A 20,344-nucleotide genomic window follows, 5' to 3' on the forward strand; every position below is an offset into this window, starting at 1 on the left:
GGGGGAGGGAGGAGGGAGCGCCGCCCATCCCCGGCCCCACCCCGAGGGAGGAGGGAGGAGGTTGAAGGGCCGGGGCAGGCCCCCGGGGCTCAGTCGATGGCGGAGTAGATGAGGTTCTTGAGCTGGCCGCGGAAGTTGAAGGTGCCTGACGGCATGAGCTGGGTCATGAAGATGCAGACGAGGTCTTCGCGGGGGTCGACCCAGAAGATGGTGGAGGCGGCGCCGCCCCAGTAGTAGTCGCCCTCGCCGAGGGTGCCGGCGCGGGCGGCATCGAGGGTGACGGCGAAGCCGAGGCCGAACCCGACGCCTTCGTTTGCGGTTTCCGAGAAGGCGCCGATGGCGAGGCTGGTGAGGTCCTGGCCGCCGGGCAGGTGGTTGCGGGTCATCAGTTCGAGCGTGCGGCTGCTGATGATGCGGGCGCCATCGAGTTCGCCGCCGCGGCGGAGCATTTCGCAGAAGCGCCAGTAATCGCGGATGGTGCCGACGAGGCCGCCGCCGCCGGAGAGGAAGGCGGGCTCGCGGAGGTAGGCGCTCGTTTCGGGGTCGTCGATGAGGCGGAGCGATTTGTCGGGCTGGCGCTGGTAGTTGGCGGCGAAGCGGTCGCGTTTCTCGGCGGGCACGCAGAAGGCGGTATCGACCATGCCGAGGGGCTCGAAGATCCGTTCGCGGAAGTACTGGTCGAGCCGTTTGCCGGAGACGCGTTCGACGAGGGCGCCGCAGACGTCGGTGGCGAAGGAGTACATCCAGCGCTCGCCGGGGTCGTAGCGGAGCGGGGCCTGCCCGAGCTTTTCGACGAAGGTATCGAGGGTTTCGCCGGGGCCGCGCTGGATGCCGAGCCGACGGTAGGCCTTGTCGACGGGGTGGTTGGTGGCGCCGTAGGTGAGGCCGGCGGTGTGGCTGAGGACGTGCTTGAAGGTGACGGGCCGCGCAGGCTCTTTCGTTTCCATCTCGTCGCCATCGCCGGAGACCCAGGTGCGGAGGCGCTCCCAGCCGGGCAGGTAGCGCGCGACGGGGTCGTTGAGCATGAAGCGCGCCTCTTCGAACTGCTGCATGAGGGCGATGGACGTAATGGGCTTCGTCATCGAGTAGATGCGGAAGATGGCGTCGTCGCGCATGGGGCGGTTGCGCTCGCGGTCCATGAGGCCGAAGGAGCGGAAGTAGGCGGGGATGCCGTGGCGGGCGACGAGGACCTGGCAGCCGGCGATTTTGCCGGGCTCGATGTAGTTGCGTTCGATGTGGGCGGTGATGCGGTCGAGGCGCGCGGCATCGAAGCCGGCGCTGCGGGGGGATGTCTCCACGGGTGTTGAAACTCCGGTGTTGGAAGTAGGGGAATGATACGGGAAGCGGGAAGCGGGAAGCGGGAGGCGGGAGGCGGGAAGCGGGAGGCGGGAACCGGGAGGCGGGAGGCGGGAACGGGGAACGGGGAGCGGGGAGGGAGGATAACCAGCAACCTCCGACCTCCACTGGACGGGGCGGGGAGGCCGGGAGGGCCGTAGCCGCGGGGCTCCGTCCCCGCGGAGGGCCGGTGCGGCCCACCCGAATCTCCGAATTCACGCGGTCTCCGCCGTCCGCGCCGCGGTTCCCGGGACATCCGTTGGGCGCATGGCGCCCCGCGGGGACGGAGCCCCGCGACTACGCGGGAGCCGGGAGGCGGGAGGCGGGAGGAGGGAAACGGGAGGAGGGAGCAGGGAGAGAGAACAACCTCCAACCTCCAACCTCCCGGCCGCGCGCGCGACTCTGCTACGGTAGGAGGAGGAGGTGATTGCGATGACGGCTACGGTCGAACAGCTGGCGTTCGGGCTGCGGAAGGAGACGGGACTGCCGTTCCACCAGGCGGTGGAGGCGGTCCGGGAGGCGCTGAAGGCGCAGGGCTTCGGCGTGCTGACGGAGATCGATGTGCAGGCGACGCTGAAGGCGAAGCTGGGCGCGGAGATGCCGCCCTACCTGATCCTCGGCGCGTGCAACCCGCCGCTGGCGCACCGGGCGCTGACGGCGAACCCGGAGGTGGGGCTGCTGCTGCCGTGCAATGTGGTGGTGCGCGATACGGGCCGCGGCATCGTGGTGGAGGCGATGGACCCGGTGGCGGCGATGGGCATCGTGCAGGACCCGGAGGTGGCGGAGGTGGCGAAGGCCGCGCGGGAGAAGATCGAAGCGGCGCTGGCGGCGCTCGAGTAGCAGGCTATTCGGCGGCCGGCCCCGGCTGGCCGCCGCCCCCGCGGCCCCGGCGGCGGCGCCGACGGGCGGCTCCCGGCTGGCCCTCGGGGGCTGAAGACGGGGGACCGCTTTCGCCCTGCGCCGGGGGCTGCTGCGGCGCCCCGGACCGCCGGAAGACGCGGCCGGCGGGCGGCGCCGGCGGCTGCGGTTCCGGCCGGGCAGCAGCGCCAGGCGGCCGCGCTTCGGCGCCGGTTCCGCCGCGGCCGCGCCGGCGGGCGCCGCCCGCTTCGGGCGCTGCGGGCTGCCGTTCGGGGCGGGGCTGCTGGGGCGGGCTCTCGGGCTTCGGGGGGCGGGCAGGGACGATGCGGCGGGGGCCGCCGCCGGGCAGCCTGCCGCGGCCGGGCCCGGGTTCGTAGCCGGGTTCGAGGCCGTCGCCGGGCAGCTCCTCGCCGAGGTCGGCGGCGTCGGGTTCGATGAGGCCGAGCGCGATCGCCTCCTCGCGGGCGATGCTCGGCGGCGGCGCGGCGCTCTTGCTCGAAGGGTCCCAGCGGACGACGGTGCCGAGGTCGCGGTCGCCGACTTCGATGCGCTGGCCATCGACGAGGAGGGTGACCTGGCGCTTGAGGATGTTGAGGGCGACGACTTTGCCTTCGCCGGTGGGCGTGCTGCAGCGCTGGCCGATTTTGGGGAGCGACTTCCGCATTTCGCGGTAGCCTTCTTCTTCGTAGCTGAGGCAGCAGAGGAGGCGGCCGCAAAGGCCGGAGATCTTCTGGGGGTTGAGCGGGAGCTCCTGCTCCTTCGCCATGCGGATGGAGATGGAGGGGAAGGTTTCGAGCCAGCTGGCGCAGCAGAGTTCGCGGCCGCAGATGCCGTAGCCGCCGGCCAGCCGCGCGCGGTCGCGGGCGCCCATCTGGTGCATTTCGATTTTGACGTGGAACTGCTGGGCGGCGCGCCGGGCGAATTCGCGGTAATCGAGGCGCTCTTCGCTCGTGAAGGAGAAGGTCAGCCGTTTTCCGTCGAGGGTGAAGGAGGCGGCGTCGATGCGGGCGGGAAACCCGGTCTCCTCGCCGAGGCGGCGCGCCTCGGGGAGGAGTTCCTGTGCCCTCCGGTGGAGTTCATCGGCCCGGCGGAGGTCGGCCTCGGTGGCGAGGCGGAGGATCGGCTTGAGCTCATCGCGGGGGAGCTCATCGACGACGACCTGGTCGGGGGCGATGACGACGCGCGCGACTTCGGGGCCGCGCACAGTTTCGACGACGACGTATTCGCCCGGTTCGAGGCGAAGACCGGCGGCGTGGAAATAGAAGATCTTGCCGGCGTTTCGAAAGCGCACGCCGGCGACGCGCGGGGATCGTTCAGGCATGGGCCGGGAGTTCTTCCTCGGTGCTGGGAACCAGTGTACCGCGCGGGAAGCGGAGGAGCATGAGGTCGAACGCGGGGCGGGCCTGGACGCTGGCGAGGAGGTGCTCGCGGACGTCGGCGATGGCGCGGAGGGCTTCGAGGGCACCGGCGATGGCGGCACGGTCGCCGCGGGCGGCGGCCGCGCGGAGGCCGGTCTCCCAGTAGGCTTCCCAGCATTCGAGTTCGAAGCGGACGGCGGCCTGGTCGCCGCGCCAGCGCTCGGCGAGGGAGCGGGCGTAATCGAACCGGGCCGGCAGGCTGGCGGCGGCGATCTCGGCGCAGCGTTCGAGGATGCGGCCGCGCGCGCCGATGAGGTCCGGTTCGGCGATGAAGGCGAGCGCGCGGCCGGGGCGGCCGCGGGCGGCAGCAGCGGCCTCGGCGGCGCGCTCGGGTTCGACGCCGCGATGGAGGAGGCCGGCCTCGATGTCGGCGCGGGGGACGGGGCGGACGTCGATGCGGCGGCAGCGGGAGATGATCGTCTCGAGCAACCGCTCGGGCGCGGCGGTGAGGAGGCAGAAGACGGTGTGGCCGGGCGGCTCTTCGAGCGTCTTCAGGAGGGCCGGGGCGGCGTACAGCGCGAGCCGGTCGGCCGGGTCGATGATGATGACGCGGGTGCGGGCCTCGAACGGGTAGCGGGCGACGAGGTCGGTGATGCCGCGCACCTGGCAGATGCGGATGTCGGCGGAGTCGGGGTGGGCCGGGTGGGATTCGCCGTCGCGCGGCTTGCAGAGGGCATCGCCGGGGCCGACGGTGATGACGTCCGGGTGGGCGCCCTCGGCGATGAGGCGGCAGGGCCGGCAGGCGCCGCACGGTTCGCCCGGGTTCGCCGCCGGGGCAACGGGCGGCAGGTCGTCGCCGAAGAGGGAGGCGCCGGCGGGCGGCGCCGGGTGGAGGGTTTCGCAGTTGAAGAGCTTGGCGAGGTAGCGCGCGAGCGGCGCGCGCCCGGTGCTTTCGGGACCGGCGAAGAGGAGCGCGTGCGGCGGCTCGGGCGAGGCGGCGAGGGCCGCGAGCTCGCGGCGGAGGGCGGCATGGCCGATGAGGGGCTGCACACTGGCAGCGTACCGCGGCGGCGGGGCCGGCGGAACCGGCCGCCACGGTCGCTGCCCCCGCGGCTGGCGAGCGCGCCGGCACAGCGTCGAAGTTTGCGCAAAAAGTTCACCATAACTTTTCCAGGGATGATGCGTTGTAAAGGGCGAACCCCGCCGAATGTCTTATCGGAGGGTTCCTCCCCGGCAGCGTCCGCGAGGGATGTCCCGCCCGGTGCGGGCGCTGCCCCCAACGATGCGTGCGCGGGTCAATCTGGACCCGCGAGGTGGTGCGGACCGCGGGCGCGGCGGAGCGCCCGGAAGATGCTGCGGCGGGAGAGCCCGAACATGGCGGCGACGTCATCGATGGGGAGGCCGCGCCGGCGGACGGCGTCGGCGATGGCGGCATCGCGGTTGGAGCGGAGCATGGCGGCGAGGCCGCCGGGCTGGTCGTAGCGGCAGCGCGGCAGTGGGCAGCTGAGGCACGACGGCGCGAGGTCGCAGCCGGTATCGCGGTAGTCGGTGTGCTCGGGCAGCGCGTCGCAGCGGGCGGGGCGGGGAAGCGGCTCAGACATCTCGGGCCCCTCCTGGGCGAAAACTGTGCCGCCGAGCGTAGAACGGATGTTCGCATCTGCCAATGGCGCGGTGGCGCGCCGCGGCAAGTCGTCAGCAGGTGCCGCGGAGTGTCAGCCGGGGCTCCGGGCTGGGCCGCGGATGGGGGAGGTTCGACCCGTGACGACGGGAAGCGAAAGGACGAACCGCCGGCGGCCGCGCCGGGCGCCGGGCGAACGCGACCCGCTGGCGGCCGCGTGGAACGTGATCGATGCGCTCTGGCGGGAGGAGTGCGAGCCGCCGCGGGCACAGGCGATCATCGCGGCATTGCGGCTGGTGGTGGCGGCGGGGCAGGCGCCGCTCGAGGCGGAACGGGCGCTGCGGGAGGCGGAAGTGCTGGGGCTGGCGATGCACGGGCTGCCGCCGCGGGACGCGGAGGAGGCGGCGCTGGCGGAGGAGCTGTTCGGGCGGCGGTACTGGGAGGAGGGGGAGGGGGATCCCGGCGCTGCCGCGCCGGCGGTGGATGGCGCGCCGCCTGACGGCGGCTAGCCGCGGGATGCCGCCGCTCTGCGGCGGCGGTGGAGGTTGGCGCCGCCCCGGCCGTCGCGGCCCCCAGGCTGGAGGTTGAAGGTTGGAGGTTGAAGGTTGGGCCCTGCGCGCTCGCCGGTTCCCGGCTCCCCACATCGAACTGCGGCCTCCGTGGTCGCGGGGCTCCGTCCCCGCGGAGGGCCGGGGAGGCCCACCCGGGCCGTCGAATTCGCGTACCTTCCCGCGTCCGGCTTCCCGGCTCCCGTCTCCCGGTTCCCGGGACGTCCGTTGGGCGCATGGTGCCCCGCGGGGACGGAGCCCCGTGACTACGGTTGGAGGTTGAAGGTTGGAGGTTGGCCCCCGCGCCTCCCGGTTCCCGGCTCCCTGTTCCCGCTACTCCCCGAGGGGGATGCGGCGGCCTTCTTCCCAGGAGCGGTGGGCGGCATCGACGACGCGCATGTAGGCGACGCCGTCGGCGAAATTCGTGAGCCGCACGGGCGCGCCGTCGCGGATGGAAGCGATGAAGTCGGCTTCGACCTGCCAGCCGCGGTCGGTGCCGGGGTCGGGTTCGATGGGATGGCCGTGGGGCTGGCCGAAGGGCACGAGCTCGGCGGTATCGCCGGGGTGCCAGCGGAGCACGGCCTTCGTGCCGTGGACGGCGATGCCGTTCGCCTCGGCGCCGGCGGCCATCGTGCTGAGGTGGTAGACGATGCGGGCGCCGCGCGCGAGTTCGCCGCTGACGACGTACGTATCGGGGACGGTGACGGGCGCCATCGTGCCCGTCTCGGGGTCGCGCCGCTCGGGGATGAGGATGGCGCCATCGGCAGTGACGCTGCCGGCGTGGCGGCCGAGCCACCGCTCGATGATTTCGACGTAGATACCGAACATCTGCACGTTGCGGCCGGAGTGATCGCGCCGCTGCCGCCAGTGGAGAGGCGCGTGGGGGTCGAGCCCCTGTCCGTTCAGAACGCGGACGGTGACTTCGCGCACTTCGCCGACGGCGCCCTCGGCGATGAGCCGGGTGATGGTCGGGCCGAGGCGGAAATCGAACGGCGCGGGCACGAGCTGGGCGACGAGCTCCGGGTGGCGCTCGCTGGCGGCGAGCATCTCGAGCGCTTCGGGCAGGTCCATCGCCATGCGGGCTTCGCAGAGGACGTGCTTGCCGGCTTCGAGCGCCATGATGGTGTAGTCGCGGTGGCGGTAGGGCCAGGTGCCGATGCAGACGGCGTCGATTTCGGGGTCGGCGCAGAGGGCTTCGGGCGAATCGAAGACGCGCGGGATGCCGAACTGGTCGGCGACGCGGCGCGAACTCTCGGGCGTGCGGTTGACGACGCCGACGATCTCGACGCCGGGGATGCGCCGGAAGCCGGGGATGTGCTGGGCGGCGGTGTTCGCGCCCGCGCCGATGAGGCCGATGCGGATGGTCATGGCGTGAGTATAGGAGGTGGGAGGAGGGAGGTGGGAGTTAGGAGGGAACCGGGAACCGGGAACCGGGAGGCGGGAACGGGGAAACGGGGAACGGGGAGGATCACCGCTAACCTCCGACCTCCAATCGACGGGGCGGGGAGGCCGGGAGGGCCGCAGCCGCGGGGCTCCGTCCCCGCGGAGGGCCGGTGAGGCCCACCCGAATCTCCGAATTCACGCGGTCTCCGCCGTCCGCGCCGCAGTTCCCGGGACATCCGTTCGGCGCATGGCGCCCCGCGGGGACGGAGCCCCGCGACTACGCGGGAGCCGGGAGGCGGGAGCCGGGAGGCGGGAGGCGGGAGCCGGGAGGCGGGAGGCGGGAAACGGGAGGAGGGAGCAGGGAGGGAGGATAACCTCCAACCTCCAACCTCCACCAAACGGCTGCGGCCCCGGGACGGGTGTCCCGGGGCCGCGGCGTGGGTGGTACTGGTGCCGGCCTCAGCCGGCGGGGACGTTAGCGGTTGGTCCGCCGCCCGAGGGCGAGGAACCCGAGGCCGAGGCTCAGGCTCACCAGCCCGGCCAGCACGAGCAGCAGGCTCATGCCGCCCTGGCCATGCCCGAACCCGAAGCCCGCGGCCGGGGCCAGCGGCGTCGGCGACTGGCCGGGACCCGGCGTCCGCTCACCCGCCACCTGCGTGACCGGCGTGTTGGTCGGCGTCGGGGTGGGCGTGTTCGTCGGCGTGGCCGTCGGCGTCGGGGTGTTGGTCGGCGTGGTGGTCGTCGGCGGCGTGGTGGTCGGCGTCGGCGGCGTCGGCGTCACCGTCGGCGGAGGCGGCGGCACGCAGCGCGGGTCGTTCGGGTCGACGCACGGCGGGTTGAAGTCGCGGATATTCAGGAAGGTGAGCGTCACCACCTGGCCGCCCTGGGTCGGCTGCGCCGTCTGCGAAATGAACTGCGGCGTCCAGCCCGACTGCACCGTCTCCGTCACCGTGTAGCTGCAGCCGATCGCCGGCGGCAGGTCGGTGAACTCGACGACGCCGTTCTGGTTCGTCGTGCCCTGCTGCGACGCGATCCCGCAGCCCGTCAGCGTGAACGTCCAGCCCGCGCCCGGCGACGTGAAGCCGATGACGTTCAGCGTCTTCTGGACGCGGATCGTCACGCGCGGCTGGTTGTAGAAGTTGACCGTGGCGGTCTCGTTCAGGTTGACCGTGATGCCCGTGCGGCAGAGGCCCGCCTGGTTGACGGCGTTGTATTTCGAGCCGACGTTCTGCCAGCCCGGCTGGAGCGTCTCGCAGACGGTGTAGGTGCCGTCCGGGATGCCGAGGAAGAAGGCCTGGCCGGCGCCGTTCGTCGTCGCCGTGAAGGTCTGACCGTTCGCCGTCCCGGCCGTGCCGGTGATGGTGATCGACCAGCCGCTCAGCGGCGTGGTGCCGGTGAAGTTCGCGAACGGGTCGCTGAACTTGTTGACGACGAGGTTCGCGGCCGAGAGGACGGAACCGCAGCCGATGTTGCCGAAGACCACGTAGGTCGTCTGGCCTGCCTGGACCGGGACGTTGAGCGAACCGTTGGAGACGATCGGGGCGGCATTCACGGCGCCCGCGCCGGGGAGCGAACCGCCGACCTGAACGAGGCCGCGCGTCTCCCAGTCGCTCGAGGTGGTGCCGGTGGTGCATTCGCGCCGGCCCTGGGTCTCAGCGATGGTGTAGGTGCCGACCGGCACGTTCAGGATGGTCGTGCTGGCCGTGCCGACGGAGTTCGTCGTGCCGGTCGTGGAGAGCGACGTCGGCAGCGTCGGCACCGTGCCCGTGAAGTTCCACGTCTGGGCCGTCGCCGGCGGCACGTTCTCGTACTTGACGATGACGATGGTGCCGAGCGGCCGGTTGCAGAACCAGACGTTGGTCGTCTCACCGGGCAGGACGATGATGTCGCCGTCGTTCACGGACTGGAGGGAGACCATGCCCGGGTTGCAGGCGAGGTAGGCGCTGGTGGCGCTCCAGCCGACGAGCTCGTAGCCCGTCTTCGGGTCTTCGGAGACGTTGTAGAGGCCAGGGAGCGCTTCGATGGTCTGGGAGCTGCCGACGGCGAGCGGGCCCCAGGTGTAGTCGTTGATGTCGTCGAACTCGCCGTTGACGTTGCGGTCGAACCCGCCCGAGAAGGTCGCGCCGTCCGGCGTGAAGCCCTCGGGGTAGACCTTATGGACGATGATCGTGCCCTTGCGCTGGGCGTTCGTGAACGTGCAGGTCACGTCGCTGGCGGCAGCGGCGACGCCGCCGGTCTGGAGCGTCACCTGGGCGGTGCCCGCCTGGAGGTTCACCGTGGCCGGGACGTTGTTGCCCTGCGCGTCCTGGCAGACGACCGACTCGAGCAGCCAGCTCGCCGGGGCCGTCTCGGTGATGGTGTAGGCGACGCCGCCGGAGGTCGAGCTGGCGGGCAGCGTCACGGCCTTGGTGTCGGGCACGAGGCCCGTGTTCGGGTCGGTATCGAGCGAGAAGCTCGCCGGGCTGACGCCGGTGCTGGGCTCGACGGTGAAGGAGAACTGGTCGGACGACTGGATGGTGGTCGTGCCGTCAGCGGCCTTCGTCACCTTCTTCACGGTGAGCTTGGGCGGCGTGATCTTGACGTTGTAGGCGATGCAGTGGATTTCGTCCTGCTCCTGGAGCGCGGACGGGTCGATCCACTCCCAGTTGTCGTCGTTCAGGTGGTCGGTATAGCACTTCAGGGCGCCGAAGGCGTAGCCGGCCTGGTAGACCTCTTCGACGTAGACGCCGAGGGTGTTGCCCTGCGCCTGCATGTGCTGGATGACCTGGTCGTTGAGGGCGACCGTCTGCGAGCCGGTCACCGTGACCGTCTGCAGGAGGGTGCCGCCGGAGCCGTTGACCCGGTCGCTCGTCCAGAGGTTGAAGGTCCACGGGGTGGTCGCAAGGGCGCAGTTGCCGCGGTTGTCGTTGTTCGGCGTGACGGGCGCGGTGTCATTCGACGGGCCCTTGGGGCCGAGGAGGCCGTTGAGGCCGCCGCCGCCGAAGACGTTCTTGCCGGTATCGTCCTGGCCGCCGGGGCCTTCGTTCCGCGGGACGTCGCCGAAGGTATCGCAGATGTACTTGGAGAAGGTGACGTTCTTCACGACCTTCTCTTTGTTGTAGAAGACGACGGTCACCGGGTCGGTGCCGGCCGAGATCATCGTGGTGGTGTTGTTCGAGACCTGGCTGCCGCTGTTGATGGAGTACTTCGGGTAGCCGGCAGCGTCGCCGTTCCAGCCGGTGGGCCGGCTCATCCATTCGGCGACATCGAAGCTCTTGTTTGCGGGGACCTGGACGACCTTGCAGTTGTCCGGCTGCCCGCCCTCGGTCACGTTATTGATGGCAACCTGGATGGTCGAGCTGTTCTGCGGGCGGATGTCGAAGTTGAACGTCATCCCGGAGCGGGTGATGCCGTCGTTGTTGTTCTCGAGGACCTTGCAGACCTTGACTTCGCGGGTGCACAGCTCGGGGTTGCCGAGGAGGGTGATGGTAGAGCTGGCCTCACCGATCAGGGCCACGAGCTCCCCGCTGGACATGTAGAGGGAGGCCGTGTTGGTGAAGACCTGGTCCTGGCAGGTGCGCTGCGGGGCCGGGTTCGGCTTCACCGTGAAGGTGATGCTCGAACCGGCGGGCATGGTGCACTGGACGCCGTCGCTGTCGGTGAGTTCGGTGGCGAAGGTGCCGGTGCAGCTGGCGCCGCCGCTATAGGTCGGGCCGGCCGTGACGGTGACGTTGGCATCCTTGATCCAGACGGTGCGCTGGATGCCGTTCGTGCCGTTCGGGTTGGTGACGGTGACGTTCCAGGCGACCGCCGACGGGTCCGAGGTCTGGCTCGTCTGGCTGGCTTCTTTGGTGATGGTCGGCAGGCCGCACTTCGAGGTGTCGGCGGGGATGGTGTACTCGGTATCGTCGCTGTTGCCGGCGGTGCCGATGAGGACCGGCTGGCCGCCTGTGGGCGGAACCAGGTAGACGGTCGCGGTGTTCCGGACCGTCTGCTCGCGGCAGGTCGTCACGATCTGCTTCTTGACCTTGACCTTGAGCGTGCTGTTCGCATTGACCGAGCAGGTGACGTAGTTATCCGAGAAGTCGCTATCGGAGCAGGTGCCGCCGGTAACGGAGACGAAGGTCACGTCGACGTCGTTGATCTGCACCGTCTGGGCGATGTTCTCGGGGTTGTTGACGATGATTTCCCAGTAGGCGTAGCCGCCGGTGTACCCCTCGCTCGCCTTCTGCTTGTCGATGGTGGGCTGCTGGGCCGTCTTCGTGTTCATGACGCAGACGACCTTGGTCTCGTTGGCGTTGACCTGGACGTTGTTGAGCGGATTGCCGGCGGTGTAGGAGGTCTTCGCCGAGGGGCAGGTCGGCTGGCCCTGCTGGTTGAGCGAGCCCGCGGCCCAGCCGTACGGCGTCCAGCCGTTCTGGGTGCCGGTCTCATTCAGGGTGTAGGTGCCGGCGGGGATGTTGTTGATGGTGGAGAAGCCGCCGAAGGTGATGGCGCCCCAGTTGTGGACGGCAGCGTTGCCCTGGTTGGTGGCAGTGCCGGAGAACTGGGAGCCGTCCGCGGCGGGGACGCCGGCGGTCGGGTCCTTCACCTTGCCGACGATGAGGGTGCCGGACTGCGGCTTGTTGAAGGCGCAGATGTGGTAGACGCCCGTCTGGTCGCCGGGGACGTTGAAGTAGCTGGCGAGGATCTTCAGGTCGGCGGTGGTATAGGCGGTACCCGTGATCTGGCCCTGGGTGAACTGCTGGCCGTTGGTCCAGGTCGCCGGGAGCTGGTTGCACTGCGGGTTGCCGCTGCTGGCGTCTTCGGGGAGGAACCAGCCGTAGAACTGCAGGCCGCCGGTGTTGGTCTCGGTGATCCAGACGGTCTGGGGCGCGAAGCCGACGCTCGGGGTGAGATGGCCAAACGGGTTCGGGCTGCCGCTGATGGCCGAGCCCTTCACGCCGTTGTTGTCGAGGTAGAGGGTGTACTCATAGGTGCCCTGGCCCTGGCCGACGTTCTGCCAGTCCTGCCCCTGCCCCTGCGACGGGGTGTACTTGTGGACCTGGATCTTGACGGTGCGCGTGTAGGTGTTGCGGAAGCAGACCGTCTTCGTGTTGTTGCCGAGATTGTTGATGCGCGCGCCGTTGTTCAGGTTGCTCGTCGTCCAGGTGCCGGTCGCGGCCGGGCAGGTGGCGTTCCCATCCAGGACGGTGTAGCCGGTGAGCTGGTACCCGGCCGGCTGGCTGGTTTCCTTGACGATGAAGTCGTCGTTGGACCCGTGGCCGCCGAAGACGTGGGTGTACGGCGAGTTCTGCGAGAACGACAGCCCGGCGGCATCGCCGGCAGAACCATCTTCGTTGTCCACCGACGCGGTGAAGGTGGCGTTCGGGTCAGCGCCCTGGCCAGCAACCACCTTCTTGATGATGATGGTGCCGCAGTTCGAGGGCTGCGTTGGGGCGGTAATCGTACCGCGGTCCTGATTATTTGGGTCGCTATCGTTCGGAGTAATGCTGTCTTTGTGGGAGTAGCTCCATGTGTTGTTGCTGCCCTGGTAGTACAGCAGTATGCGGCCGGAGAAGGCGCCAGCTGGCCAGCTACCGTTCCGGTTGAAGATCGTGGCACTGCTGTCGACGCCGTACCAGTACCATACATTGGTGAGGTTGGTAATGGCGCCCGTGCCGCTGTTCGGAAGGGTTCGGCCGTCGATTTGACCGCCCGAGTACTGGAGCACGCCGCCGGACGTCCCGCTGCCGGTGGCGAAGCCGGAACTCCACGACCCGGTAAAGGGCTGACCGCCGATCACGACGTTGTCCATCACGATCAGCACCTTGCTGTTCCCGCCGACGTAGCTGGCCGTCGCAGTCCACTCGGAGCACGTTGCGGTGGTGCCGTATTCATTGTGGTGCGCGAAGGCGCTGGTGATGACGCTGAGCGCGCCGATGGAGGCGATGATGACGGCGAGGAGGGCGGCCGTGATGAGGGCGCCCTGCCGCCTGCGGCTTTTGCCATAGAGTGCGAGAGTCATGATTCCTCCGTCCTCGCTGGGCCGGCTGTCCCTGGCCGGCGGTCGTGTGGTCGAGCGCTGATTCCTCCCCGGCGCTTCGTGACCCCCACTGCTGGTTGCTGCTGGTTCGTTCGGACCTCCATGTGGTGCCTGGCGCCGCTCTCGCCATAGGCCGGGTGCGGCTCTGACTCTCGACGGCTCCCGGGGCGCCACCCGGCAGCCCCGGCAGTGTCACTCTTCCCCACGATAGGGGAATGGATAGTGAACACCACGGGGAGAATACGGGAAACCCCTGATGCGTGTCAGTAGGAAATTTGTTAGAGGGGCGGTGGCGCTGCGCGGTGGCGGGCTGCGCCCGGTGGCGCTGCGCGGTGGCGCTGCGCGGTGGCGCTGCGCGGTGGCGCTGCGCGGTGGCGCTGACGCGGTGGCGCTGCGCGGTGGCGGGCTGCGCCCGGTGGCGCTGGCGCGGTGGCGCTTCGCGGGGGCGGGCTGCGCCCGGTGGCGCTTCGCGGTGGCGCTGGCGCGGTGGCGCTGACGCGGTGGCGCTTCGCGCTCGCCATGTCGACCAGCGGGACGCCGAAGGCGGCCTGCCACCGGCGGCGAAGCCGCTGCCACCGGCGGCGAAGCCGCTGCCACCGGCGGCGCCAGCCGCTGCCCTTGCACGGCAGTGCGGGCCAGTGGAGGATGCGCGGGTGCCGCTCCCGTACCGGCAGCTGGAGGTGTGGCAGCGGGCCCACCAGATTGCGCAGGACGTGATGGCGCTGGCCGAGCGGCCTGCGCTGCGGCGGCGGCCGGAGCTGCGGAGCCAGCTGCTGCGGGCGGCATGGTCGGTGCCGGCGAACATCGCGGAGGGGCGGGGCAGGCGGACGCGCCGCGATTTCGCCAGTTTCGTCGGCGTGGCGCGGGGTTCGCTGTTCGAGCTCGATTACTGGCTCCTCGTCTGCCACGAGTGCAACGCCTTCGAGCCGGGCGAATACCCGGACCTGAGCGAACGGGTCGAACGCCTGAGCGCGAAACTCGCGGCGCTGATCGAATCGCTCAGGAGCGAGTAGGGGACGCTGGCGCGGTGGCGGGCTGCGCCCGGTGGCGCTACGCGGGGGCGCTGCGCGGTGGCGCTTCGCGCTCGCCATGTCGACCAGCGGGACGCCGAAGGCGGCCTGCCACCGGCGGCGTTAGCCGCTGCCACCGGCGGCGTTTGCCGCTGCCACCGGCGGCGAAGCCGCTGCCCCCGTCCGCGCTACGCGCGGCGCCCGCGGGCGGTGCGGGGGGGAGGGGAGGTTCGCGGCGGCGTGGAGGGCGAGGGCGAGGGCGGCGACGCAGTCGTCGTGGCGGCCCGGGGGTGCGGCCCAGTGGAGGATGCCGCCGATGCGGAGGCCGCGGCGGCAGGCGCGGAGTTCGTCCCAGCAGGCGCGGAGGTCCGGGTTCCCGGCCTCGTTGGCGGGCAGGCTGAGCCGGCCGGTCTCGGCGGCGGCGATGAGTTCCCAGCCGAGGGCGCTCTTCGTCTGCACGGTGAAGGTGACGGGGAGGAGGGCGCGGCCGAGGCGGGGTTCGAGCGCGGCGGCGAGCGGCTGGCCGAGGCCGGTGGCATCGATGGCGAGCCGTTCGAGCCCCCAGCGGGCGGCGATGCTGGCGACGCGCGGGGCGAAGCCGGCGAGGTCGCCGCCCTGCCACCGTTCGAGGGCGACGATGTCGAGCCGCTGGCCCGCTTCGATGCGGCCGATGGCGAGGACGGTGGCATCGGCGCCTTCGCCGGCGGGGTCGAGCCCGGCGACGTACCGTTCGCCCTGCCGGGGGCCTTCGAGCAGGGTGTGGGCGCCGCGGATGCGTTCGAGCGCCTCGGCGCTGAGGAGGCTGGCGCTCGCGCGGGAGGCGATGAGTTCGTACTGGCTGAGGTAGAGCGGGTTCTGGGCGCCGAGGCGCTGGCGTTCGCGTTCGACATACTGGCCGTAGATGGGCACGTCGCGGGCGACCTCCTGCCAGGTGACGGTGTAGTGGAGGGGGACGCCGGCGGCGGTGCGGCCGGCGTTGCGGGCGATGGCGCGCTCGAGGAGGGATTCGCCGTCCCACGGGGTGCCGAAGAGGAGGGCGGGGGCGCCGGTGGAGGCGGCCATCGGGCGGAACTGGCGGTCGAACCAGTCGGGGTCGATGTCCTGGGCTTCGTCGGCGAAGAGGGCGATGCTGGCGGTGTGGCCGGCGACCTGCGCCTGGCCGGAGGCGGAGAGGAAGACGGCCTCGGCGTTGCCGCAGCGGATGCGGTGGTCTTCGATGCGCGGCTGGAGGCGGGCGCGGCGGGCGAGGGGTTCGAGCACGGCGCGGGTGCGTTCGAGGCTGATGCGGGCCTGCGGGTGGGCGGTCGGCGCGCAGAGGACGATGCTGCCGCCCCGGCGGGCGTGGGCGAGGAGGAGGGCGCTGAGGAGGGCGGCGGCGAGCTGGTTCTTGCCGGACTGGCGGGGCATGAGGAGCGTGAACTGCTCGTGCCGGGCGTGGAGCAGCCCGCGGCAGAGCGGGTGGAAGATGCGGCGCTGGTAGGCGCGGAGGAGCGGCAGGGGCATGGTGCGAAGGTGCCGAAGATTGCACGCACGGGGGAGCGCGAAATGGCACTCCAGCGGCGCGTTTCCGCACCGATAGTGAAGGAAAGAGGCGGAGCGTTCGCTCCGCAGGAGGGGAATGCGTGCGGACGGGAGCCGTTCGCCGGGTGCTGCGCCGGGCCGACCGGTGCGCGCTGCTGCCGCTGGCGGTGGTCGCGCTCGGGGTGGCGGGCACGCTGCTGCTGGCCGGGCAGATCCGGGCGGCGGGGGCGGAGCGCGACCGGGAGCGGCTGGAGACGGAAGCAGCCCGGGCGGTGAGCCGGCTGGAGACGCGGCTGGCGAGCTACGAGGATGTGCTGCTGGCGGCCTCCTCGCTCTTCGGCGCGTCGCGGGAGGTGGATGCGGCGGAGTGGCGGGGGTTCATCGAAGGGATGCGGGTGCAGCGGCGGTACCCGGGCTTCCGGTCGATCGGGTATGCGGCGGTCGTGCCGGAGGCGGAGCTGCCGGCGTTTGCGGCAAAGCTGGGGCCCAGGGGCGAACCGGTGGCGGTGCGCCACGTGCCGGGCTTCGAACCGGACCCCGGGGGCGCGGCGTGGGTGGTGCAGTTCGTGGAGCCGCTGGAGGAGAACCGGGTTTCGCTGGGGCTGCGGTTCGATGGCGCGCCGGCGCAGCGGCAGGCGGCGCTGGATGCGGCGGCCTCGGGCGCGATGCAGATGACGGCGACGGTGAAGCTCGTGCGGGACGGCGCGCCGGGGTTCATCCTCTTCGTGCCGGTTTATGCGGAGCGGCCGGTGCCGCTGGAGCCGGAGCGGCGCGTGGCGGCGACGGCGGGGTGGGTGTTCGCCGTCTTCGTGCAGGACGAGTTCTTCCGGGGCGCGCTGGGGCAGATGACACCGGAGCTGGCGATCCGGGTGTACGACGACGGGGTGCCCGGCGGGCTGCTGCTGTTCGACACCGGCGGCCGCGCGGAGGCGGAGACGGTGGTGCGGCGCACGGTGCTGGCGGGGCGCGAGGTGCGGCTCGAAGTCCAGCCGGGGGCGGCCTTCCCGCACGCGAACGCGGCGCTGGCGGACGTGGTGACGGGGGCGGGGGTGCTGCTCTCGGGGCTGCTGGCGGCGCTCACCTGGCTGCTGCAGACGTGGCGCGGCCGCGCGGAGGCGCTCGCCGAGCGGCGCACGCGCGAGCTGGCGGAGGCGCTGGCGCTGCAGCGGGCGATCGTCGACGGCGCAGGGCTGGGCATCATCGCGGTCGACCGGGAGGGGCGGATCACGCGCGCGAACCCGGCTGCACAGGCGCTGACGGGGATGTCGGAGGCGGAGCTGCAGGCGCTCGGCTCGATGGCCGCGCTGCCGGTGACGACGGACGACGGCGGCGGCATCCTCGATGCGCTGCCGGGCAGCGGGCCGGCGCAGCGGGAGTGGACCTTCCGGCGGGCCGATGGCGCGGTGCTCCACATCTGGGGCGCGGTCTCGCCGATCCCGGGGGAGGACGGGCAGCCGGCGGGGTACGTCTTCGTCGGCCGCGACGTGACGGCGGAGCGGGCGGCGGAGCGGGACCGCGACCGGGTGTTCGAGTACTCCATCGACATGCTGGCGATCGTGACGGGGCGGGGGCGGTTCAAGCGGGTGAGCCCGGCCTGGGAGCGGACGCTGGGCTGGAAGCCGGAGGATCTGCTCGGCCAGAGCCTCTGGCACTTCGTCCACCCGGAGGAGCGGGCGGCGCAGATCGCGCGGGCGCAGGCGGTGCTGGAGGGCCGCGACGCGCACGACCTGCGGGGCCGGTTCCGCCACGCGGACGGGAGCTGGCGGTGGGTCTCGTTCAACGCCTCGGCAGTGACGGAGGACGAGAGCTACATCGTGGCGCGGGACATCACGGAGATTGTCCGGGCGGAGGAGGAGATGGCGGAGGCGATGGAGGTGCTCCGGGCGAATGCGCTCGCGCTGGAGGAGCAGGCGCAGGAGCTGGACCGGCTGCGGGTGGAGGCGGAATACCTCGCGAACCACGACGCGCTGACGGGGGCGCTCAACCGGCGGGCGTGGTTCCACCAGGCGGCCGTTCACACGCCGACGGCGATCGCGATCTTCGACATCGACTACTTCAAGCAGATCAACGACACGTACGGGCACCCGGCGGGCGACGTGGTGCTGCGGGAGGTGGCCCGCCGGCTGGAGGCGGCGGTGGGGGAGGCGGGGGTCGTCGGCCGCATCGGCGGGGAGGAGTTCGCCGTGTTCTTCACCGTGCCGGCGGGGGAAGCGCGGGAGGCGGCCCTGCGGTGCATCGGCGAGGTCTCGCGCGAGCCGGTGGCGGTGAGCCGGGAGCAGCAGCTGCGGGTGACGGTGAGCGGCGGCTTCGCACCCTGGCAGGAGGCGCCGGAGGACCGGCCGCTGGATGCGCTGGCCGCGACGTACGAAGCGGCGGACCGGGCGCTCTACCGCGCGAAGGAGGCGGGCCGCCACCGGCTTGCGGCCTGAGCGGCGCCGCCTCCCCCCGGGGGCCGAAGCGCCGGGCTACGGCCGGACGCCCACCAGCTTCGCGAGCTTCACCGCGTTGAAAAGAGCCAGGCCGGCGTACCACTTCACGCGGATGCGGCTCGCGTCCTTCGTCTCCAGGCTGCCGACCCGTTCGACGACCAGGCCGCCGGGCGCCGTGAGGCCCGCGAGGCCGCCTTCGCCGAACTGCATGGCGTAGATGGTGCTGCAGTCGTCGCTCGTGCCGACGGACTGGTCGTCGGCGATGTAGTCGCAGATCCCGATGGGGATGCCGTCGTAGTACTGGACCATGCGGCCGAACTCGTCGCGGTCGGCTTCGAGGAAGCCGCCGGAGGCGCGGGCGATCTCATTGAGCGTGCGGCGGGAGCGCCGGCTCATCAGGAGGAGGTCCGGCTTGCCGCCGCGGACGCGGTCGATGAGTTCGTCGAGCTTCGCGAGGGTCAGGGTGGCGCCGTTGGGGCCCATGGAGACGACCTGGCCCGGGTCGCAGAGACGGTCGATGCCGTCGAAGCTGCGCGGGTCGGCGGTCGCGTCGCCGTTGACGAAGGTGTCATCGAAGAGGGCCTGCACGGCCTTCGCCTTGAGCTGGACGATGGCGGCCTCGAGGTCCTGCAGGTTCGAGCGGGTGGCCTTGAGGAAGTTATCGATGTCGGCGTCGCCGCCGAGGATCTTGAGGGTGGCGGTGGCCTGGGTGAAGGTGGGGGTGCTTTCGTCCCAGTCGTCGCCGACGTCGTAGAAGCTGGCGGCGGGCGGGACGTTTTCGCGGTTGTAGGTGAGGCCGTTGCCGACGATTTCGATGAACGGCAGGCGCTGGAGGACGGGGCTTTCCTGCGCGATCGTCTCGATGACGCCGGCGAGGAGGGTGTCGGTGCTGAGCTTCGAGGCTTCGATGAGGGTGAGCGCCACGGCTGGCTGACCTCCGGTGTATGGATTCCGGGGTGAGCGTGGCGAACGCGCGCGGCAGCTCCGATGGGGAGGTGTCACCCGGGTGCGCTCAACTCGCGGCGGCGAGGCCGGGCTCACCGGGAGCGCCCTCTTCGCGTTCCGGGTGCGGGAGTTCCGGGTGGTCGATGCTCGCGATGGCGCACTTCGTGTGTTCGAAGACGTTCTCCGGGCCGAGGAGGTCGATGATGCCGAAGCGCTCGAGCACGGGCCGGACTTCCGGCTGGATGGCGGTGAGAACGATCCGGCCGCCGTGGCGCTTGCGGTGCTCGATGATGCCCTCGAGCGTGAGGAGCCCCGTCGTGTCGACGTGGTGGACGTCTTTCATCCGGAGGATGAGCGGGCGGTGAGCATCCCCCTGCAGCTGGTATTCGAACGAGGCGGCGCTGTGGAACGAAAGGAGCCCCTGCGCCGTGAAGAAATCGATATCCGGGCGGGACTTGATGAGGGCGCCCAGCTCATCGGAGACCTGCGCGATGCGGCCGTTGGCATCGGGCAGCATGGCGGCGGCAGCCGGGACGCTCACCAGCCGGCGGATGAGCAGGACGGTGGAGGCGACGACGCCGAAGCCGATGGCGTAAGTGAGGTCGAAGAAGAGCGTGATGAGGATGGTGGCGGCGAGCACGACGACGTCCTCGCGCGGGGCGCGGCGGAAGATGCGGGCGACCTCGGGCACTTCGGCGATCCGCCAGGCGGTCACGAGGAGGACAGCCGCGAGGGTCGCCATCGGGATGTGGCCCGCGAGCGGGCCGAGCGCGAGCGTGAGCACGAGGACGGTGACGGAATGAACGACGCCGGCGAGGCGGGACGTCGCGCCGGCGCGGATGCTCGCCGCCGTCCGGGCGATGGCCGCGGTGGCGGGGATGCCGCCGAAGAGCGGGCTCACCAGGTTGGCGATGCCCTGCCCGCGCAGCTCCCGGTCCGGGTCGTGGCGGATGCGCTGGCCCGCCATCCCATCGGCGACGACCGCTGAGAGGAGCGATTCGACGCCACCGAGGATGGCAACGGCGATCGCCGGCTGGAGGAGGTCGGGGAGCAGGCTGGCGTCGAAGAAGCCGAGCGAGGGCCGGGGTAACTCGCGGGGGAGTTCGCCATACTTGCTGGCGACCGTCGGGGTATCGATGCCGAGGGCCCAGGCCGCGGCAGTGACGGCCGCGACCGCGACGAGGGGGGCCGGGAGGCGGCGGTCGATGCGGGGCCAGGCGACCAGGATGGCAAGCGAGGCGAAGCCCACGAGCGGGGTGGCGAGGCCGACCGTGGAGAGGTGCCGGAAGGTATCGAGCGTTCGTTCGTGGAAGTGTTCGAGCGCCGGGTTGGTGC

The 20,344-nt window shown here is 71.3% G+C and carries 14 protein-coding genes; 5 read left to right on the forward strand and 9 right to left on the reverse strand.

All coding sequences use genetic code 11. The features are described 5' to 3' along the window. Window positions 1–89: 89 nt before the first annotated feature. Window positions 90–1,298: a serine hydrolase gene (locus N2041_RS11735; protein ID WP_297678774.1), complete on the reverse strand. Its 1,209-nt coding sequence runs from the start codon at window positions 1,296–1,298 to the stop codon at window positions 90–92. 469 nt (window positions 1,299–1,767) lie between these two features. On the opposite strand from N2041_RS11735, the gene N2041_RS11740 reads away from it, so the two are divergent. After that, window positions 1,768–2,175: a DUF302 domain-containing protein gene (locus N2041_RS11740; protein WP_297678775.1), complete on the forward strand. Its 408-nt coding sequence runs from the start codon at window positions 1,768–1,770 to the stop codon at window positions 2,173–2,175. A gap of 4 nt (window positions 2,176–2,179) precedes the next feature. Here N2041_RS11740 and N2041_RS11745 read toward each other — a convergent pair whose 3' ends face one another. From N2041_RS11745 to N2041_RS11755, 3 genes are all read right to left on the reverse strand, one after another. Then, the gene (locus N2041_RS11745) at window positions 2,180–3,514 is read right to left on the reverse strand and encodes a regulatory iron-sulfur-containing complex subunit RicT (protein WP_297678776.1); all 1,335 of its coding nucleotides are present in this window, start codon (window positions 3,512–3,514) and stop codon (window positions 2,180–2,182) included. Next, a complete protein-coding gene (locus N2041_RS11750) occupies window positions 3,507–4,601 on the reverse strand; it encodes a hypothetical protein (RefSeq protein ID WP_297678777.1) in 1,095 nt (364 codons plus the stop codon). The genes N2041_RS11745 and N2041_RS11750 overlap by 8 nt, the downstream gene beginning before the upstream one ends. 245 nt (window positions 4,602–4,846) lie before the next feature. Further along, on the reverse strand, window positions 4,847–5,152 hold the full coding sequence (locus N2041_RS11755) for a hypothetical protein (protein WP_297678778.1): 306 nt from the start codon (window positions 5,150–5,152) through the stop codon (window positions 4,847–4,849). Window positions 5,153–5,309: 157 nt separating this feature from the next. Here N2041_RS11755 and N2041_RS11760 point away from each other — a divergent pair, with 157 nt between their 5' ends. Beyond that, window positions 5,310–5,678 carry a hypothetical protein gene (locus N2041_RS11760; protein ID WP_297678779.1) on the forward strand — a complete coding sequence of 123 codons (369 nt, stop codon included), beginning with the start codon at window positions 5,310–5,312 and terminating at the stop codon, window positions 5,676–5,678. A 372-nt stretch (window positions 5,679–6,050) separates the two neighbouring features. Here the strand turns inward: N2041_RS11760 and N2041_RS11765 are convergent, their stop codons facing one another. Together N2041_RS11765 and N2041_RS11770 are read right to left on the reverse strand one after the other, a co-directional pair. Further along, a complete protein-coding gene (locus tag N2041_RS11765; protein WP_297678780.1) occupies window positions 6,051–7,085 on the reverse strand; it encodes a Gfo/Idh/MocA family oxidoreductase in 1,035 nt (344 codons plus the stop codon). A 490-nt stretch (window positions 7,086–7,575) separates the two neighbouring features. Continuing rightward, the gene (locus tag N2041_RS11770; protein ID WP_297678781.1) at window positions 7,576–13,086 is read right to left on the reverse strand and encodes a hypothetical protein; all 5,511 of its coding nucleotides are present in this window, start codon (window positions 13,084–13,086) and stop codon (window positions 7,576–7,578) included. 376 nt (window positions 13,087–13,462) lie between these two features. On the opposite strand from N2041_RS11770, the gene N2041_RS11775 reads away from it, so the two are divergent. Together N2041_RS11775 and N2041_RS11780 are read left to right on the forward strand one after the other, a co-directional pair. Beyond that, a complete protein-coding gene (locus N2041_RS11775) occupies window positions 13,463–13,600 on the forward strand; it encodes a hypothetical protein (RefSeq protein WP_297678782.1) in 138 nt (45 codons plus the stop codon). Between the two features lie 4 nt (window positions 13,601–13,604). Then, window positions 13,605–14,117: a four helix bundle protein gene (locus N2041_RS11780; protein ID WP_297678783.1), complete on the forward strand. Its 513-nt coding sequence runs from the start codon at window positions 13,605–13,607 to the stop codon at window positions 14,115–14,117. 120 nt (window positions 14,118–14,237) lie between these two features. Here the strand turns inward: N2041_RS11780 and N2041_RS11785 are convergent, their stop codons facing one another. Beyond that, complete coding sequence (locus N2041_RS11785; RefSeq protein WP_297678784.1) at window positions 14,238–15,617, reverse strand: hypothetical protein; 1,380 nt, start codon at window positions 15,615–15,617, stop codon at window positions 14,238–14,240. A gap of 119 nt (window positions 15,618–15,736) precedes the next feature. Between N2041_RS11785 and N2041_RS11790 the strand changes: the two genes are divergently transcribed. Beyond that, on the forward strand, window positions 15,737–18,064 hold the full coding sequence (locus N2041_RS11790) for a PAS domain S-box protein (protein WP_297678785.1): 2,328 nt from the start codon (window positions 15,737–15,739) through the stop codon (window positions 18,062–18,064). Window positions 18,065–18,100: 36 nt separating this feature from the next. Here N2041_RS11790 and N2041_RS11795 read toward each other — a convergent pair whose 3' ends face one another. Then, entirely contained in the window at window positions 18,101–18,988 is an 888-nt protein-coding gene (locus N2041_RS11795) for a major capsid protein (RefSeq protein WP_297678786.1), read from the reverse strand. 88 nt (window positions 18,989–19,076) lie between these two features. Then, window positions 19,077–20,344, reverse strand: a 1,268-nt coding sequence (locus tag N2041_RS11800) for a solute carrier family 23 protein (RefSeq protein WP_297678787.1), incomplete at its 5' end; no start/stop codon positions are given.

The organism is Tepidiforma sp. (assembly GCF_026419595.1).
GTDB lineage: Bacteria > Chloroflexota > Dehalococcoidia > Tepidiformales > Tepidiformaceae > Tepidiforma.

What these genes read in the sequence shown, in the direction of transcription:
- N2041_RS11740 (WP_297678775.1), top strand. Translation starts at nt 1,768, where the DNA reads ATGACGGCTACGGTCGAACAGCTGGCGTTCGGGCTGCGGAAGGAGACG.
- N2041_RS11745 (WP_297678776.1), bottom strand. Translation starts at nt 3,514, where the DNA reads ATGCCTGAACGATCCCCGCGCGTCGCCGGCGTGCGCTTTCGAAACGCC.
- N2041_RS11755 (WP_297678778.1), bottom strand. Translation starts at nt 5,152, where the DNA reads ATGTCTGAGCCGCTTCCCCGCCCCGCCCGCTGCGACGCGCTGCCCGAG.
- N2041_RS11765 (WP_297678780.1), bottom strand. Translation starts at nt 7,085, where the DNA reads ATGACCATCCGCATCGGCCTCATCGGCGCGGGCGCGAACACCGCCGCC.
- N2041_RS11770 (WP_297678781.1), bottom strand. Translation starts at nt 13,086, where the DNA reads ATGACTCTCGCACTCTATGGCAAAAGCCGCAGGCGGCAGGGCGCCCTC.
- N2041_RS11785 (WP_297678784.1), bottom strand. Translation starts at nt 15,617, where the DNA reads ATGCCCCTGCCGCTCCTCCGCGCCTACCAGCGCCGCATCTTCCACCCG.